The sequence below is a fragment of the Acinetobacter rudis genome, assembly GCF_031157835.1.
Classification (GTDB): Bacteria; Pseudomonadota; Gammaproteobacteria; order Pseudomonadales; family Moraxellaceae; genus Acinetobacter; species Acinetobacter rudis_A.
The window spans coordinates 386286-404090 of record NZ_JAVIDR010000001.1 but is presented as its reverse complement, the minus strand read 5'-3'; the positions used below and the strand labels follow the sequence as shown (position 1 = coordinate 404090).

Annotated in this window: 14 protein-coding genes; 6 read left to right on the top strand and 8 right to left on the bottom strand. The window is 40.8% G+C overall.

Annotation, left to right across the window (positions count from 1 at the left end):
- On the top strand, window positions 1-1683 hold the full coding sequence (locus RFH42_RS01860; RefSeq protein WP_308973811.1) for a PepSY-associated TM helix domain-containing protein: 1683 nt from the start codon (window positions 1-3) through the stop codon (window positions 1681-1683).
- Window positions 1683-2015: a DUF3325 family protein gene (locus RFH42_RS01855; RefSeq protein WP_308973810.1), complete on the top strand. Its 333-nt coding sequence runs from the start codon at window positions 1683-1685 to the stop codon at window positions 2013-2015. The genes RFH42_RS01860 and RFH42_RS01855 overlap by 1 nt, the downstream gene beginning before the upstream one ends.
- 133 nt (window positions 2016-2148) lie before the next feature.
- Here RFH42_RS01855 and RFH42_RS01850 read toward each other — a convergent pair whose 3' ends face one another.
- Window positions 2149-2850: a 3'-5' exonuclease gene (locus RFH42_RS01850; RefSeq protein WP_308973809.1), complete on the bottom strand. Its 702-nt coding sequence runs from the start codon at window positions 2848-2850 to the stop codon at window positions 2149-2151.
- Between the two features lie 304 nt (window positions 2851-3154).
- On the opposite strand from RFH42_RS01850, the gene glyA reads away from it, so the two are divergent.
- Entirely contained in the window at window positions 3155-4408 is a 1254-nt protein-coding gene (glyA, locus tag RFH42_RS01845; RefSeq protein WP_308973808.1) for a serine hydroxymethyltransferase, read from the top strand.
- A gap of 396 nt (window positions 4409-4804) precedes the next feature.
- Window positions 4805-6229, top strand: a complete 1425-nt coding sequence (locus RFH42_RS01840) for an amino acid permease (protein WP_308973807.1) — start codon at window positions 4805-4807, stop codon at window positions 6227-6229.
- Between the two features lie 12 nt (window positions 6230-6241).
- Here RFH42_RS01840 and pdxR read toward each other — a convergent pair whose 3' ends face one another.
- From pdxR to RFH42_RS01805, 7 genes are all read right to left on the bottom strand, one after another.
- On the bottom strand, window positions 6242-7795 hold the full coding sequence (gene pdxR / locus RFH42_RS01835; protein WP_308973806.1) for a MocR-like pyridoxine biosynthesis transcription factor PdxR: 1554 nt from the start codon (window positions 7793-7795) through the stop codon (window positions 6242-6244).
- 141 nt (window positions 7796-7936) lie between these two features.
- Window positions 7937-9364, bottom strand: coding sequence for an NAD(P)/FAD-dependent oxidoreductase (locus tag RFH42_RS01830; protein WP_308973805.1), 1428 nt, complete (start codon window positions 9362-9364; stop codon window positions 7937-7939).
- A gap of 20 nt (window positions 9365-9384) precedes the next feature.
- Window positions 9385-10716 (bottom strand): APC family permease, encoded by a 1332-nt coding sequence (locus RFH42_RS01825; RefSeq protein WP_308973804.1) that lies wholly within the window; start codon window positions 10714-10716, stop codon window positions 9385-9387.
- Between the two features lie 180 nt (window positions 10717-10896).
- On the bottom strand, window positions 10897-11607 hold the full coding sequence (locus RFH42_RS01820) for a PDC sensor domain-containing protein (protein WP_308973803.1): 711 nt from the start codon (window positions 11605-11607) through the stop codon (window positions 10897-10899).
- A gap of 70 nt (window positions 11608-11677) precedes the next feature.
- Window positions 11678-12397: a FadR/GntR family transcriptional regulator gene (locus tag RFH42_RS01815; RefSeq protein ID WP_308973802.1), complete on the bottom strand. Its 720-nt coding sequence runs from the start codon at window positions 12395-12397 to the stop codon at window positions 11678-11680.
- A 55-nt stretch (window positions 12398-12452) separates the two neighbouring features.
- Complete coding sequence (locus RFH42_RS01810; protein ID WP_308973801.1) at window positions 12453-13223, bottom strand: nuclear transport factor 2 family protein; 771 nt, start codon at window positions 13221-13223, stop codon at window positions 12453-12455.
- Window positions 13224-13251: 28 nt separating this feature from the next.
- A complete protein-coding gene (locus RFH42_RS01805; protein ID WP_308973800.1) occupies window positions 13252-14682 on the bottom strand; it encodes a gamma-aminobutyraldehyde dehydrogenase in 1431 nt (476 codons plus the stop codon).
- Between the two features lie 380 nt (window positions 14683-15062).
- Here RFH42_RS01805 and gabT point away from each other — a divergent pair, with 380 nt between their 5' ends.
- Together gabT and RFH42_RS01795 are read left to right on the top strand one after the other, a co-directional pair.
- Window positions 15063-16346, top strand: coding sequence for a 4-aminobutyrate--2-oxoglutarate transaminase (gabT, locus tag RFH42_RS01800; RefSeq protein ID WP_308973799.1), 1284 nt, complete (start codon window positions 15063-15065; stop codon window positions 16344-16346).
- Window positions 16343-17788 (top strand): NAD-dependent succinate-semialdehyde dehydrogenase, encoded by a 1446-nt coding sequence (locus RFH42_RS01795; RefSeq protein ID WP_308973798.1) that lies wholly within the window; start codon window positions 16343-16345, stop codon window positions 17786-17788. Before gabT ends, RFH42_RS01795 begins: the two co-directional genes overlap by 4 nt.
- Window positions 17789-17805 lie beyond the last annotated feature (17 nt).

Genomic DNA, 17805 nt, shown 5'->3' with positions numbered 1-17805 from the left:
ATGCGTATTGATGGGAAAAAAGAAACGGCACGTCAGGCAATGTCTTGGTTACATGGCTGGTTGGGGATTTTAGCAGGTTGTCTGTTATATGTGATTTTTTGCACTGGCAGTTTAAGTTTTTATCAGAAGCATCTTAATCTTTGGTTACAACCAGAGTTACATCAGTCTCTACCGTATACCACTGAGCAACAGCAATTAGATTTTGCATTAAGTTATCTGAATCGAACAGCACCACATGCTGGAACTTGGCAGATTAAGTTGGCGAATACTGCTCAACCAACGATTAATGTCAGTACATTGGCTTATGGGCAACATTTGATTGGCCATGAAAAACCTAAACAAACTTTTTTAGATGCATCAACAGGGCAGAAATTAACCACAAAGAACACTGCTGGTGCTGAGTTTATTTCAGTTTTACATTTTCAATTATATGGCTTACCGCATAGCTTAGGGCGTTGGATTGTTGGTATTGCGACGTTATTTATGTTGGTTGCTTTGATTAGTGGAATCGTGATCCATAAAAAAATCTTCAAAGAGTTTTTTGTATTTCGTCGTGGTAAAGGGCTAAGAAGCTGGTTGGATGGGCACAATATTACAGCTGTTTATAGTATTCCATTCCAACTCATGATCAGTTTTAGTGGGCTATTATTGCTTATTTATACCTTAATGCCTTGGACAATTGAACGTGTTTATCCTCAAGGAAAATCACAATTTATCACTGCCTTGCAGCATGAGCAGATCAGTACTTCTAGCGCTTTAGTTTCGAAATTGGAGCAATCACGAGGGCAGAGGGATCACTCATTATTTGCCCGTGCTCAGCCTACTGTTAACAGTTTGCCTCAGCTTAAGCCCTTACTCGCGACTGTACAAAAACAGTGGAAAGACAATCCTGTTGCAATGATTATTATTGAAAGTCCAAATACAGCACAGGCACAAGTCGAGTTTAGAGCAAGATATGGTGACAGCCTATCTAAAATGAAGTCAGTACCGTTTCAAAAATTTAATCTGGTAACCGGGCAACCTATCCAAATAACCATGCAAACACCAGTAGCAGCTTCGATTTATAACTTGATGTTGGCTTTACATCGTGCGAGTGGTAGCGATATGGTTTTAAGAGCTTTATTGTTCTTTTCTGGTCTAATGGGACTAGTCATGATTGCTTCAGGTCAAGTGCTTTGGGTGGTTAAAAAACAAGGGATGAATAAAGCAAAAAATAGCCCTTGGGGATTAAAATTAATGCAATGTTGTAATGTTGCAGTAATTGTGGGTTTAGTTTTGGCTTGTGTGAGTTATTTATATGCGGCACGTTTGATTCCAGACTCAATTGCAAATCGCCGTGATTTGGAAATTTATACATTTTTTACCATATGGTTGCTTAGTTTTATTCATGCTGCTTTGCGTACGCACAGGCAAGCTTGGCTTGAACAGTTGGGTTTATTAGCTGGGTTATTTGTGCTACTTCCAGTCGTTAATGCATTGACTGGTGGCATGCCACTTTGGGAGAGCTTGTTTTTGGGGCAAACAGCCGTTGCCGCTATAGATATTGGCGCCATGATATTTGCTTGTATTGTGATATTCATTTTTTACCACATCAAAAACAATAAAAACCCATCACAGCCTAAAGCTAAACGACATGTACGCGCTTCAGCTCCAGTACAGCCTACTGAAAAGGAGCAAATTTGATGTTTATTTGGTTTATTTGGGGGCGATTGTTGTTGGCATTGGGGTGTATGGTTTGCTCAATGGAAAAACACCAACAGGCTTTGTTTTCAGTGAGTTTAAGTCAGTTCAATATTTTTGCACTTCGTGGAATTGGCTGTTTGGAATTGTTATTAAGTTTGCTGATGTGCATTAAACATTTTGATCTTTCTGTTGGTATTACAACTTATTTGGGCAGCGTAACGCTTGCTGCACTCATTGTAATGTTTATTTTGAGCTATCAGGCCCAGCGGTTTATTGCTGTTATTTTTGTTATGAGTATGTTCTGTATTTATCTTGCTACTTTTGCAAGCTGAACACAAAAAAAAACCCACCAAGGTGGGTTAAATGTTCAAGGTACAACTAAATGAAATGCCATTACAACGTATTTTATTGACTTGTACCATTAGACTTTAGGCTGATCTCTAAGTCATTATTAATTTTGAATATTTACACAGTTTTTAGTGCAGTATTTTCTAGTGCTTTGCGTAAATAGACATCGAGGTCTTCTTGACGAAGTAACCATTGAATATAGTCTGCTGGGAGATCGGTAATTAAACTACCACGATGTTTACCAAAGTTTAATGTACGAGGAATACGTGCATCTTCTGAGGCAATAAATAACTGTTCCATCGATTGAATATTAAGTTGATGCACAATATGCAGCAAAATATTTGCAGTTAAAATAATATCAGCATCAGCGCGGTGAGCACCTTTAAGCATGTCTCGTGCTTTACTGCTCCCTTGGCTAATTTGATAAATTAATGCAGAAATATTATGAGCTTCTGCGTCAGGCCAAACACGACGTGCTAAGGCTAGCGTACATATGGCTTTAATATTGCTACAGTCTATTCCACATTTTTCAATGGTTCGAATATCGTAATCTACATTATGCCCAATGATGTATTGTGTTTCACTGGGTAGGGTAAAGCTAGAGTAGTCTGGTTGACCAACAAGGTCGCTTTCTAAGATGTGGTGTACTGCCATAGCAGCATAGGAAATTTTTTCGTGGCCAATACTGAACAGCTGATCATACATTTGATTACGATCTAAACTTAACTTCGCATTTGCGATGCTCACTGGTGCGTAAGCAATTTCGATAGGTAAACCGTTGAGCGTGTGTGTTTCAGTATCTAAAATGAGTGCGTGCATAATCATCAATAAGGGGGTTGTATACGCTCAATTTACCTGAACTGCCGATTCCATACAAATATTGCCCAGCGGCTTGTTGCTTACGTAAACAAAATGTTTTTATTGCGCTATTTATTTTGATTTGAAAACTTGTCAATAATCACTAGATTAGTCTTATTTACTCCCTTTTTGAGTTAAATCGGAGCATTGGATAATTTTTGTTGAATATTGAGTAAAGTTCATTCTGCTTAATGCATAACTTCGTGTTACAATGTCGGCCAAACTGAGCACGGCTTAACCGCCTTTGATAATTAGGATTTCGCTAATGTTTGCCAATATCTCTATTTCTGAATTTGACCCAGAATTAGCTCAAGCAATCTCTGCTGAAGATGCACGCCAAGAAGCGCATATTGAGCTTATTGCTTCTGAAAACTACTGTTCTCCAGCTGTAATGGAAGCACAAGGTTCTAAGCTCACCAACAAATATGCCGAAGGCTATCCTGGCAAACGCTATTATGGCGGTTGCGAATATGTAGACATCATTGAACAATTAGCAATTGATCGTGCTAAAGCGTTGTTTGGTGCTGACTATGCAAACGTTCAACCACATGCCGGCTCACAAGCTAACTCTGCTGTTTACTTAGCGCTTCTTAACCCAGGAGATACTGTACTGGGTATGAGTTTGGCTCATGGTGGTCACTTGACTCATGGTGCTAAAGTAAGCTTCTCAGGTAAAACATATAATGCTGTTCAATATGGTCTAAACCCAGAAACTGGTGAGATCGATTACGAAGAAGTTGAACGTTTAGCATTAGAACATAAACCTCGCATGATCGTTGCTGGTTTCTCAGCATATAGCCAAGTTGTTGATTGGCAACGTTTCCGTGATATCGCGGACAAAGTAGGTGCATATTTATTCGTAGATATGGCACACGTTGCTGGTTTGGTTGCTGCTGGTGTATATCCAAGCCCAGTACAAATTGCTGACGTAACAACAACGACTACACACAAAACTTTGCGTGGTCCACGTTCAGGTTTAATCTTGGCGAAAGCAAACGAAGAAATTGAGAAAAAACTTCAATCAGCTGTATTCCCTGGTAACCAAGGTGGTCCTTTGGTACATGCTGTTGCAGCTAAAGCAATTTGTTTTAAAGAAGCAATGTCACCTGAGTACAAAGCATATCAACAACAAGTTGTTAAAAATGCTAAAGCTATGGCAAAAGTTTTCATCGAACGTGGTTATGATGTGGTATCTGGTGGTACTGAAAACCACTTATTCCTATTGTCTTTGATTAAACAAGACATTACTGGTAAAGATGCTGATGCTTGGTTAGGTGCTGCTCATATTACTGTGAACAAAAACTCTGTTCCAAATGACCCACGCTCTCCATTCGTAACATCTGGTGTTCGTATTGGTACACCAGCAGTTACTACACGTGGTTTTGGTGAAGCAGAAGTTACTGAACTTGCAAACTGGATTGCTGACATTCTAGATAGCAAAGGTGATGAAGCAGTTATTGAAGCTGTTAAAGCGAAAGTTGCTGTTGTTTGTGCAAAACACCCAGTATATGCAGCTTAATTAAGTCACTAACTTAATTAACTGTGCAGAAAAGGCCCCTTAAGGGGTCTTTTTTTATGCCTATAAAACTATTTTTCTTATGAGCATCTGAATGCATTGCTCATTTTTCATTTTTTAAATATTGATACGTAGATTAATTATTAAACATTGGCTCTATCTCTTAAACAATAATTGGTACTCGTTTATCGAGCATAAACAGGCGACATTAATCGAGATTTAAAAAACATTTATTTAAAAAAACACGCTCCATAGCATATGGAGATCAATATTTAACTGTAAGCGACAGGATAGAGCTGAAGATAATATTGAATTTCAAGTGTAGTTACGACTGCGCTTTAATTATTAACTTTTGTTCTATATGCAGTTAATCGTGGTTATTCATGGAATGAATTTACTATGCAAATAAACCAACAACAATCTTCAAACGAACTGAGTACCGCTTTAAAAACTCGGCATTTGACCATGATGTCAATTGCTGGCGTGATTGGTGCAGCATTATTTGTAGGCTCTGGCAGTATTATTGCTGAAGCAGGTCCAGCAGCGATGTTGGCTTATTTGGCGGGTGGGATCTTGGTGGTTTTTATTATGCGTATGCTCGGTGAAATGGCTGCTACTTCACCAGATACAGGATCTTTTTCAACCTATGCAGAGCGTGCAATTGGACGCTGGGCTGGCTTTACAATTGGCTGGTTATACTGGTGGTTTTGGACGCTACTTATGGCATGGGAAGCCTATATTGCAGGGATAATCTTGCATGAATGGATGCCTATCCTGAGTGTCAATAGTTATACCTTTATTATGACCTTTGTCTTGATTGCGATTAACTTTTTAAACGTGAGTAAATACGGAGAGTTTGAATTTTGGTTTGCCTTAATTAAAGTCGTTGCAATTGTGGTGTTTATTGTACTTGGGACACTGGCATTACTTAACTTTTGGCCTTTGGCGCAAGTAAATGGTTTATACAATATTACTGCGCATGGCGGCTTTATGCCCAATGGTATTGGGCCTGTGATTGTTGCTTTATTAGGTGTAATGTTTTCTTTTCTTGGTGCCGAGATTGTGACTATTGCGGCATCTGAATCAAAAAATCCAGTTGAACAAACCAAGCGCGCAATTCGCTCAGTGGTTTGGCGAGTGTGTATTTTCTATATTGGTTCTATTTTCCTTATTGTGTGTATTGTCCCTTGGAATGATCCTTTGCTTAGTCAAACAGGTTATGGTGCATATCGACGGGCTTTTGAAGCACTGGGTATACCAGGTGCACAGTGGGTAATGAACTTTGCGGTACTCACTTCGGTTAGTAGCTGTTTTGTTTCGGGACATTATACTGCTTCACGAATGTTATATTCTTTGTCAAAACGTGGGGATGCTTCTGCGATTTTCCAAAAAACGCGAGCGAATGGTATGCCAATATTTGCTGTGTGTGCCTCATGTATTATGGCCATCATCATTGCATGTATGAACTTTTTTGATGCACTCAAACCTCGTGAGATTTTGGATATTTTAATGAATACCACAGGAATGATTGCCATGTTAGTTTACTTGGTTATTGCAATTTCACAGGTCAAGCTACGTCGTAAAATGGAGCGTGAAGGACGGGAAATTAAACTTAAAATGTGGTTGTTTCCTGGGCTGAGCTATGCAGTGATCATATTTATTATTGCGGCATTAGTTGCGATGAGTTTTATGGAGCAATATCGGACTTTGGTGCTATCTACAGGTGCTGCAGCATTGTTACTGGTTTTTATTGGCTTATATTTACAAATCAAGGCCAACAGAAAAACTATGGCGCAGCAATATTTAAAGCGTAGCCATTTTTAAAGATATTGCCTATTAGAGATTGAGCTGTTGCTCCATTGGGTGATGAACTGTTGTTTGTTTCAGTTCATCACCTTTTTTTGGGTAAATCTCGTGTTCATTTAAACACTGTCTGAGTACGCTAAAAGCAATCAACATATCTTTTTCACTCACACAGGCAAACCCAAGCAATAGGCCACGGCTGATTTGGTGATAAGGCTCTGTATAGTATTTAGAAAGTGGTCGAACTTTTACTCCACGCAGTAATGCCAGTGCGGCAATTGCTACATCATCGGCATGATCAGGCAGTTTCAATACCAGATGTAAACCTGCTTGACGACTGTACTGATGCACAAAATCTTGTCCCAAATAACGTTCGATGAGTTCAATTAAAAATGCTCGACGCTTGGCATAGAGTAGGCGCATGCGGCGGATATGTGCAGCATAATGTCCTTCTTGAATAAACTCAGCAATCGCACGCTGCATCAGTAAATGACCACCACGATATAATTCAGCCGAGATAGTTTTTAAACTTGCGACTAAACGTTTGGGGACCACCATATAACCGAGTCGTAGTGCAGGATAGATCGTTTTACTAAACGTACCCATATAAATTACAGGGGTATTTTCCTCTAAGCCTTGTAGTGAGGGAAAGGGCTGGCCCTCAAAGCGAAACTCACTGTCGTAGTCATCTTCAATAATCCATGATTGATGAATACGAGCAAGTTCCAATAATTGGCGACGACGAGCCAAGCTTAAATGTGAACCCAGTGGATACTGATGTGAAGGGGTGACAAAGATCAGTTTCGGCAGGGGGGCGTTTGGATCGGGAATAATTCCTTCATGGTCAACCGACATTGGATGGATTGCTAATCCATTCATTCGCATAATATTACGAGCACCCCAATAACCAGGGTTTTCCACCCAAACATGATCACCTACATCGCAGAGTACTCGTGAAATAAAATCAACTGCTTGGTGAATACCGTCAGTAATAAAGATCTGATCGACATCACAATGTACTGAACGTGCAACACGTAAGTATGCTGCTAGGGCCTGCTTAAGCTCAGTACAGCCTGCATCACTGGTATAAATGAGGTTGGGAACTTGCGGTTGGCGATTCAGTCGGTTGAGTATCTTGCTCAGTTCGGCATGAGGGAACTCGGTTACATCTGGTACACCAGGTACAAAAGCTCCCCACTGATTAGGTGATGCAGCAGCATGTTCAAAAAAATCGCTGCCACGTTTGGAAAGCACTTTTAAATCAAAAAATTGATCATTATTGATAGGTTGGTCGCTACTTGGAACGTTTAAATAGTTTTCTGGTAGTGTTTCAACGACCCAAGTTCCACTGCCTGTAATGGCTTCAACATAGCCTTGTGCTCTGAGTTGTTCATAAGCATTTAAAATGGTATTGCGTGAGACATTGAGTTCTTTAGCTAGATCACGTGAGGCGGGGAGGCGAGTTTTTAGTGGCAATACTTCATCTATAATACTATCGCGTAAGCAACGGAAGACCCGAGTATATAAAGCACCTTCGTTTTGTTGTTGCAAACGTTGTAATAGATGATCGGCTAATAAACTACGCACTCACGACTCCCTGCGAATGATCTAAAAGGTCTCCACACACTAGCATAGTTTGATTGTTGTGATGCAACATCATGTTAAAAATCCGCAGTCGATAGATCGAATTTAAACATTGGCATCACAAGGTGTTATGCAGTGAATAACTTAAAATGAGACCATTTTACTTGGGTTGATTAAACTGCCTAAGCCAAAAAAGCCCTTGGCAATCGGAATGACCACAGGTGCAAGTGTACGCCCGAGTATGATATTTCGATGTTCTATTTTGCACAACATATCAAAGTCTTGTGATTGACCAGAAAAATCATCAGCAATGGCTTTGCCAATACGCACGGTTTGAGCTACGCCGTGACCACTCCAGCCATGTACCGCATAGATCGGATGTTTTTGACCATATTTACCACTGTCCACTGCACCATTGACCGTTAAATCGGTTGTTCCACTCCAAACAAAGTCCATTTGCGCATGTTTTAATTGAGGGAATACAGTTTGGATACGGTGTTGTAAATATTGTTTTGTTTTTTCTGGCCCCCAGCACGAACCTGTTCCCTGACCACCAAATAGTAAACGGTTTTTAGTCACAGGACGGTAGTAATCAATTTGGAATTGGGTGTCGTAGACAGGATGGCCAAAAGGAAGAAGCTTACTCACTTCTAGCTCTAAAGGTGCGGTGGTGCCAACGTAGGTATAAAAAGGGATCGTGGTTTTTTTGTTTTCAGGCAGCAGTTTGAATGAGGCATGATGCACAGCAAGGATCACAGATTTTCTAGCTTTAATTATGGCATTGCCAGTTTTTACATAAAGACCATCCGCTTTTTCTTCAATGGATTGGACTTCAGTTTGCTCATAAACTTTGCCGTTATTTTTGCAAAAAGCGTAAATCAGTCCGCGAGTGAGTGCGAGGGGATGAATTTGTCCACCGAGTTCATCAATCAGACCGCCTTGGTAATAATCGGATTGAATATAATCCATCAATTCTTGTTTGTTGATAAGACGAGTATGGTCTTCATCTAGATGCTTTCGCGCACTTGCGCTTTGGTTTAATGCAGCCAAATGACCTTGGTGTATTGCAGCGGTAATGTGACCGCGTTTACGTGCAAAATCTAATTGATATTGATCAGAAATATCATCAATGAGCTGCATTGCTTCTGTTGAGGTAAAGTGCCATAGTTTTTTAGCATCGGCATGGCTGAGGCGCTCAATCATTTCTTCGGCTTCCCAACGTGCAAGACCTGGGGTGAGTTGTCCTCCATTACGCCCAGAGGCAGCACTGCCGATACGATTTTTTTCGACCAGCACAGTATCAACACCAAGTTCTGCAAGATGTAATGCTGCTGATGAACCAAGTAGACCACCACCAATAACCAGCACATCACATTCTAGATCTGTCTCTAACTGATCGAATTGGTGCCAAGGCAAAAGTGAGCTTTCATAATAGTTTGCAGGGTTATCTAGAGTTGCCTGGTCGTTACAGGCTTGAGGAGAAATCCAACTCCACTCCTTACCGACTTGATTAGCATGGCTGGGACGAAATTCAACATCATCTAAAAATTGTGTTTTGGTGATAGATTTCATTTTATGTTCCTCAATCTAAATTAGTATGCACTTGTAATAACAATGTTTTGTTTTTTAAGTACTTTATAGAAAAATAGTAGTATACCCATACTGAGCCATGCACATCCGAAGAGTAGGGATGTTCGATCTAAATTGACCCATAGGTAGATGATGCAGATGACGGAAATTAATGGGAGTAATAGGTTTAAACATTTGTTTTTCAGACCTAGTCGTTGCTGATCTCGCAGATAAAACTTCACAAAAACAGAAAAGTTAACTGCGGTGAATGCGACTAATGCACCAAAGCTAATTAGACTGACCACTTGGGCTAAGTCTAAGAACATTGCCAGCATAGAAATTAAGCCAACAAATATGACTGAAAATAAGGGGGTTCCTAGCCGTACATGTAGCATGCCAAAATATTTTTTAGGGAAGATATTGTCTTTGCCCATAATATGGATAAGACGTGAGGCGCTGGCATGTGAGGCTAAACCAGAGGCAAGTGTATTTAAAATCTGTCCGCATAAGAATATGGACTGAAAAAAAGCACCGCCAACATAAAACACAATTTCTGGTAAAGCGGCAGATGGGTCTTTAAAGCGAGAGTTATCTGGAAAATAAAGTTGAATAAACCATGAAGCCGTGAAAAATATCATACCGCCCATCAGGGTTGTTAATATTACTGCACGTGGGATATTACGTGTCGGATTGGCTGTTTCATGTGATAGCGTGGTCACCGCATCAAAACCTAAAAATGAAAAGCACAGTACTGAGGCACCTGCAACGAGCGTCGAAAATTCAGCTTGGCCATGCCATAGGGGCTGTAGTGTGAGCACATGCTCAATACCTTGTTGCTGATTTATACCTGTAATGACCAAATAGACAAATACCAACATGAGGAGTACAGGTGCAAATACAAAGAGCAAACTAATATTGGCTAAGATACGAATCCGAAAACAGTTGACCAAGGTGACTAAGCAGGCAGAAATTAACGCCCAAATTGCATAAGGTACACTGGGAATCAGGGCATGTAAGTAGATTGCGGATAATAATACATTAATTAATGGGAGCAATAGATAATCCAATAAGGAACACCAACCTACAAAGAAACCTGTTCTGGGACCAATACTCTGCGCAGTATAACTATAGGCAGAACCAGGTTGTTTGGATGCACGGCTAAATCGGGCATAACTAAATGCAGTAAGCAGCATAGCGGTTAGCGCAAATATATAAGCCAGTGGCACATGGCCTTGTGTAATATTGGAGACGATTCCGAAGGTGTCAAAAACGGTCATTGGTGTCATATAGGCGAGACCAATAATGGTGACTTGCCAGAGTGATAACGGTTTACCGATGGGGGCTTGATCTGACATATCTTGATATCCCTGTCATTTTTGTTTTCTATTTGCAGGCAATGACCTAATTTTAGGCACAGCGCTCCCACGGCATATTCCTTCAGCCGAAAAAGTGAGATTGCCTAAGTAAAATTAAAATATAGTTGCTTATATTTTAAGTTGTTGTTTTAGGTATAGCCCAGTGTAAACATCAACTTATTAAGACAAAACAACCAATTGAATTGGATGTTGAGCTGCATGATATGTATGCGGCTGGGGTGGATCTTTTAATAATGTACCTGTGCGTATGCTGACATCATTGGATGCAATGACACGTGAATTTTGATTAATAATTACAGCCTTTTGCTCAATGTTTTTAAGTTTCGGCAAAATCATTTGTTCAAGTGTTGCCACCAATATATCAATCGCGATGACCCCTAAAAACTGGTTGTTTTGCATAACAGGGTAGGCGATGGTGATGGTATAAGCATCATTACAGATATAGTCGACATAGGGCCCATGCACATAAGGTTGTTGCGTTTTTGCAGGGAGTTGAAACCATTCAAATGAACGGAAATCGAGAAAACGTTGGGTATTTTGATAGTTTTCAAATTGGGCTTGTTGTAATTGATTTTCCTGTTTGTACCACCATTCAAGCGTCCAATAATCTTGTTCAATTTGGGTGGTTGGACTATAGCTTGCAAACCCAATACCATGACTGGAATGGCTTTGTTGTAAGGCCGATTGAATTTCCAGTTGTATTGCTGTTCGCTCTAAGCTGGAAAGCTTAACCCCCTTATTTTGTTGTATATGGGAATGGTCAATAATCTGACTTGATTTTTGTGCTAATCCTGCAGCCGTTGACATGGTTTCATCAATCAGTTGATTGAGAAACTGTTGTAGTTGCGTGATATATAGATTTTGGGTCATTCCTGTAACTCCTAAATTCCATATGAATTGACCAATGCTGTTACTGTTTTGATTGGGTCTTTCAATATTTTTATTGCATGGATAATTTATAACGTAACATTTGATCTGTAAGCATGCTCATCATCTTTCTGATTTGTAGCACGCATTGCTCCTCATTACCCTGATTTAAATTACTCATTAAGTGTTGATACTGCTGTAGCATCTGCTGGTGGAAAGCATCATCTTGATAAATAATGGCAATTAGAGGTGCCCACTCTGCTTGTATGCTGAGCTCCTGATGAGCAAGTCGAGAGGACTGTGCAAATGAGCAGAGCGTGAGCAAGCAGCGTAAATCTAATTGAGCACGGAGATCTGCCTGTTCGGCTTGAGCAAATTGTTCAATCAACTCAGCAACTTTGTCGAGTTCATTTTGTGTGGTTCTTTGTGCTGCTAAGTGAACACTATGCGTTAATATCGCACAATGAAACTCTCCCAAATCAGCCAAATATTCGGTTGAAACCTGTCGTAAAGGCTGCTGTTTTTGCCGTAGGTCTGAGGGGATTTCACAGACAAAACTGCCGCCATTACGGCCACGTCGTGTATCAATTAGACCTTTAACACGTAAGGTGTTTAAGGCTTCACGTACTGTAATTGGCGAGACTCCCATCAGACGTGCCAAATCGGCTTCATTAGGAAGTTGTTCACTACTTTTCAGCAAGCCCGAGATAATCGCATTTTCCAAGCGTTCAACCACCTGTTCAGAACGTGTTGCCTGACCGATGGGTGCAAATATAATGGTATATGCTGACATAGTGAACTCTCTACACAGCGTGGCCAAAGACCACGCTTGATCCAATTAGAACAAATTAAAATACACCATAACGATGAACTGCATCTTGATCTTCTGGCACTGCCAAAATGGCATCCCAAAGCTCTGCGATTTGTGCATTTTCAACACGCCACAATTCAAAATAAGCATGACGTTGGCCAGCAATGCTGCCCTCAGAATGCGTTAAAACAAATTGACCATCAGCGATGCTACGATGTGTACGTGAGTATAGCAAACCTTGGCCTTGATCTCGGATTTTGTTCAAGAAATCAATTACAGCGGTGATGCCATCGCCAATGTCTGGACTATGCTGTAAAAAGTGTTCACCATCGCTATATTGTTTAAAGGCCTCATAATCGCCATCAATCAATGCTTGTTGAAAAAAGCGCAGAACCAACGCACGATTCGCGGCTATATCTTGATTACTGAGCAGTTCCGTTGGGCCATCTAATTGGCTGCGACCACTACTGTTGGGCGCAGCTTCTGCAACAAGCCCATCCCAATGTTCAATGATTTTTCCATCCTGAACACGATAGATATCAAAACCAACCAATGGATGGGAATCTAAATGTTGATAGCGCCCATGTAGTGCAACCAAATCACCATCGACTAACACACGAACCGGTTCATGGATGAGTTGGGGACAGTCTTCCACCAACTGTTTAAGACCACTTAGACCATCGGCAACCAAAGGAGAGTGCTCGATAAAATCTTTGGAAAAATAACGTGTTAATGCACTAGTGTCATGTAGGTTAAACAACTCGTGATGAGCCTTACAGACCAGTGCTTTAATTTCTTGTTTTTGCATGAGTAAACTCCTAATTTGTGAATTATTTTTATTGATGAGCACTCATGACATGCTTAATACGGGTATATTCTTCGAAACCATAAGCAGATAGGTCTTTACCATAGCCTGACTTTTTAAATCCACCGTGTGGCATTTCAGCAGTCAGCGGAATGTGTGTATTGATCCACACTGTACCAAAGTCAAGTACACATGATAAGCGTGTAGCACGGGCATGATCCTTGGTCCAAACACTTGAGGCCAAGCCATACTCAACATCGTTGGCTTTTTCGATAGCATCTGCTTCATCACTAAAACTTTGTACCGTAATGACTGGACCAAAGATTTCATTTTGAATTGCATCATCATGCTGTTTTAAGCCTGAGATCACTGTAGGTTCAAAGTAGTATCCTGGTCGGTCTGCTTGTTTTCCTCCAGTTTCTACCTTGGCGTGTGCAGGTAAATCAGCAATAAAAGCTTTGACGCGAGCCAGTTGGTTAGCATTATTGAGCGGGCCATAGAGTGCCTCGGTATCATCTGGATCACCAAAGCGAGTGTTTTGAGCTGCTTTGATCAGCTTACTTAAAAATTCAGCATAAACTTTTTCTGAAACGATGACTCGAGTTGCAGCAGTACAGTCTTGTCCAGCGTTGAAGTAGCCTGTCATGGCAATGTGTTCAACTGCTGCATCGATATCTGCATCTTCAAACACCAAAACAGGTGCTTTACCACCAAGTTCCAAATGTGCCTTGGCTAAGTTGGTTGCAGCTGAAGCAGCAACTTGTAAACCTGCTCGTACTGAGCCTGTGATAGAGACTAAGGCTGGGGTTTTGTGTGAGACGACTTTAGCACCGACATCGGCACGGCCGAGCACTACATTAAAGGCACCTTGTGGAAAAAATGGTGCTGCGATTTCTGCGAGTACTAAAGTACTTTCAGGCGTGGTATCACTCGGTTTTAAGACTACGGTATTACCAGCGGCAAGTGCAGGGGCAATCTTCCAAACCGCCATCATAAGTGGATAGTTCCATGGAGTAACTTGGCCTACTACACCAATAGGTTCACGGCGAATACTTGATGTAAAGCCATCGAGATATTCTCCAGTAGCTGTGCCATTGAGTTGTCGTGCTGCACCTGCAAAGAAGCGAACTTGATCTGCACAGATGGCAACTTCTTCTGATGCAATTAAGTGTTTCAACTGACCTGTATTACGGCTCTGTGCTTCAATCAAGCGCTCAGCATTGGCTTCAATGGCATCAGCCAGTTGTAATAAAGCTTTTTGTCGTGCAGAAGGGGTGCTACGGCCCCATACATTAAAAGCCTGTTTAGCAGCAGCATATGCTGCATCAACATCAGCAGTTGTTGCATTCGGTGAGGAGCCAATCACTTTGGCGTTCACTGGGCTAACCAAATCAAAATATTCGCTGTCTGGGCTGACGCTGTATTGACCATTAATAAAATGTTTGAGTTTTGGGGTCGTCATTTTAAATTTCCTTATCCATGGTTTAAAATATTACATATAACAATATATGTATTATGTTTTTTTTAGACTGTCAAATAAATTGATTAAGATTTAACTGTAAAACCTCATTTTTTAGTTAAATAAATATTTTATTTTTAAAATTAAATATATAAATATTAATGGTTTATTGTGGTTGTCTGGTTTTTTAAAATTATGCTTTAATTTAATTTTTTGCAAAGGGGTTGCACAGTATTCGGCATTGTTGAAGCAAAGATAGAAAATTGGCTCCTAATTAAATCATAAAAGTGGCACTGGTTTTTTAGCCGTAAAGTGCCACATTGGATCAATCAAAAATGCAATATATAACTTACAGCAATAAAGCAATACACAGAGGCATTCTTATGGACAAGCAGAACTCAGCAATAAATCAACGTAAATTAGCAGTTACTCCACGTGGTGTAGGAGTGATGTGTCAGTGGTATGTACAACGCGCAGAAAATGCAACACTTTGGGATCAAGAAGGCAATGAATATATTGACTTTGCTGGAGGGATTGCCGTACTCAATACTGGGCATTGTCACCCTAAAGTGATTGCTGCAGTAAGTGAGCAATTGGGCAAATTTACCCATACTGCTTATCAAATTGCGCCCTATGAAAGCTACATTTCATTGGTTGAAAAAATTATTGCCCGTGCACCTGTAAAAGCACCTGCGAAAGCGGCTTTATTTACCACAGGTGCAGAAGCAGTTGAAAATGCCATCAAAATTGCCCGTGCTGCAACTAAGCGTCATGGCATCATTACCTTTGGTGGTGCATTTCATGGCCGAACTTTTATGACCATGGCAATGACAGGTAAGACCGCGCCATATAAGCGTGATTTTGGTGTAATGCCTGCTGGGGTGTTTCATGCGCGTTATCCAGTTGCTTGTGATGGCGTTACTGTGGATGATGCAATTGCGAGTGTAGAAGATATTTTTAATATTGATATTGCCGCGCATGATGTTGCTGCGATTGTGCTTGAACCGGTACAAGGTGAAGGAGGATTTCACGTTGCGCCAGTTGAATTAATGATTCGTCTACGTCAAATTTGTGATCAACATGGAATTTTACTGATTGCTGATGAAGTGCAAACTGGCTTTGCACGTACAGGTAAATTGTTTGCTATGGATCATCATCCAAATGTGAAGGCCGATCTGATTACAATGGCCAAAAGTTTGGGCGGTGGGTTCCCGATTTCTGGTGTAGTGGGGCGTGCTGAAATTATGGATGCACCAAATCCAGGTGGGTTAGGGGGAACTTATGCAGGTAATCCATTGGCTGTAGCTGCAGCACATGCAGTTATTGATGTTATTGAAGAAGAACAATTATGTGAACGAGCAGTCAAACTTGGTACAGAGTTGCTTGGAACACTCAGAGATTTAAAGCAACAATATGAGTTTGTTCAAGATGTGCGCGGTTTAGGGTCTATGGTTGCAATACAATTAGAAACGGCTGAACAAGTCAAAGCAATTCAAGATGTTGCTATGCGTCAAAACTTGATATTGTTGTCTTGTGGGCGTAAAGCGAATGTAATCCGATTCTTATATCCTTTAACTATTCCTGATGCTCAATTTAAAACTGCATTGAATATTTTAAAAGCATGTTTTGCTGAAGTTACAACAAAGACAATGGACATGACTACATGATTGATCAAAAATTTCACTACTTACTTCAGCATCCAGATATTTCTTTTGCCGCACCTAAAGGTGAGGTTATTGAAGTTCATGATGCCGCAAGTGGTGCTGTGCTGGCTTGGGTGAAAAAGCATAGCCGTGCTTCTGTTGAGGCTGCGATATTACGTTCAGAGCAAGCACAAGCTAAGTTTAAGCAATTTAGTGCCTTACAACGTGCCGATTTGTTGATGACATGGTATCAATTGATCTTAAAACACCAAGATGATTTGGCACAAATTTTAACAGCAGAGCAAGGGAAGCCGTTAGCGGAAGCCAGCGGTGAAATTAAGTATGCTGCATCATTTATTCGTTGGTTTGCAGAGCAAGCTCGCCGTATTGATGGTGATGTCATTGCTTCTGCACAAACTCAACAACGTTTATTGGTATTAAAACAGCCCATTGGTGTTACTGCTGCAATTACGCCGTGGAACTTCCCAGCGGCAATGATCACCCGAAAAATTGGACCAGCATTGGCTGCAGGTTGTTCAATGTTAATCAAACCTGCAGAGCAAACACCATTAAGTGCCTATGCTTTAGAGGTTTTAGCATTGCAAGCGGGTTTACCTGCCGATGTAATGATCACCATTAGTGGTGATGCAGCAGATGTGGGGCAAGCGCTTTGTGAAAGCGATATAGTTCGTAAACTTAGCTTTACTGGATCAACTGAAGTTGGGCGTATTTTGATGCGTCAATGTGCATCAAGCATTAAAAAACTTTCACTTGAACTTGGTGGTAATGCACCCGTGATCGTATTTGACGATGCCAATGTTGAACAAGCAGTGAAGGGAATTTTGGCCAGTAAATACCGTAACAGTGGTCAAACTTGTGTTTGTGCCAATCGTATTTATATTCAAGAAGGGATCTATGCTGCGGTTAGTCAGCGCGTAGTTGAAGAAGTGGCTAAACTTAAAATGGGCGATGGCCGAGTAGAAGGTGTCACCCAAGGTCCATTGATTGATGAAGATGCGATTGCCAAAGTTGAATTACATATTCAAGATGCACTAGACAAAGGTGCCAAACTTGAGATTGGTGGTCAACGCTTAGGCGTAGATAATACTTTCTTTACACCGACGGTCTTAACTGGGGTGACTCAGTCGATGCGTGTAGCGCGTGAAGAAACCTTTGGCCCATTGGCTGCGTTATTTAGTTTTAAAACTGAAGCCGATGCAATCCAAATGGCCAATGACACTGAGTTTGGTCTTGCTGCCTATATATTTACGCAAAATACTGCACGTCAGTGGCGTGTGGGCGAAGCGCTTGAATATGGTATGGTCGGGGTGAATACTGGGCTTATTTCTAATGAAGTTTCACCTTTTGGCGGAATGAAACAATCCGGTTTGGGGCGTGAAGGTTCGAAGTACGGTATAGACGATTATCTCGAAATTAAATATATGTGTATTGATTTATCTGAATAAACAAAAGCTAGTAAAGC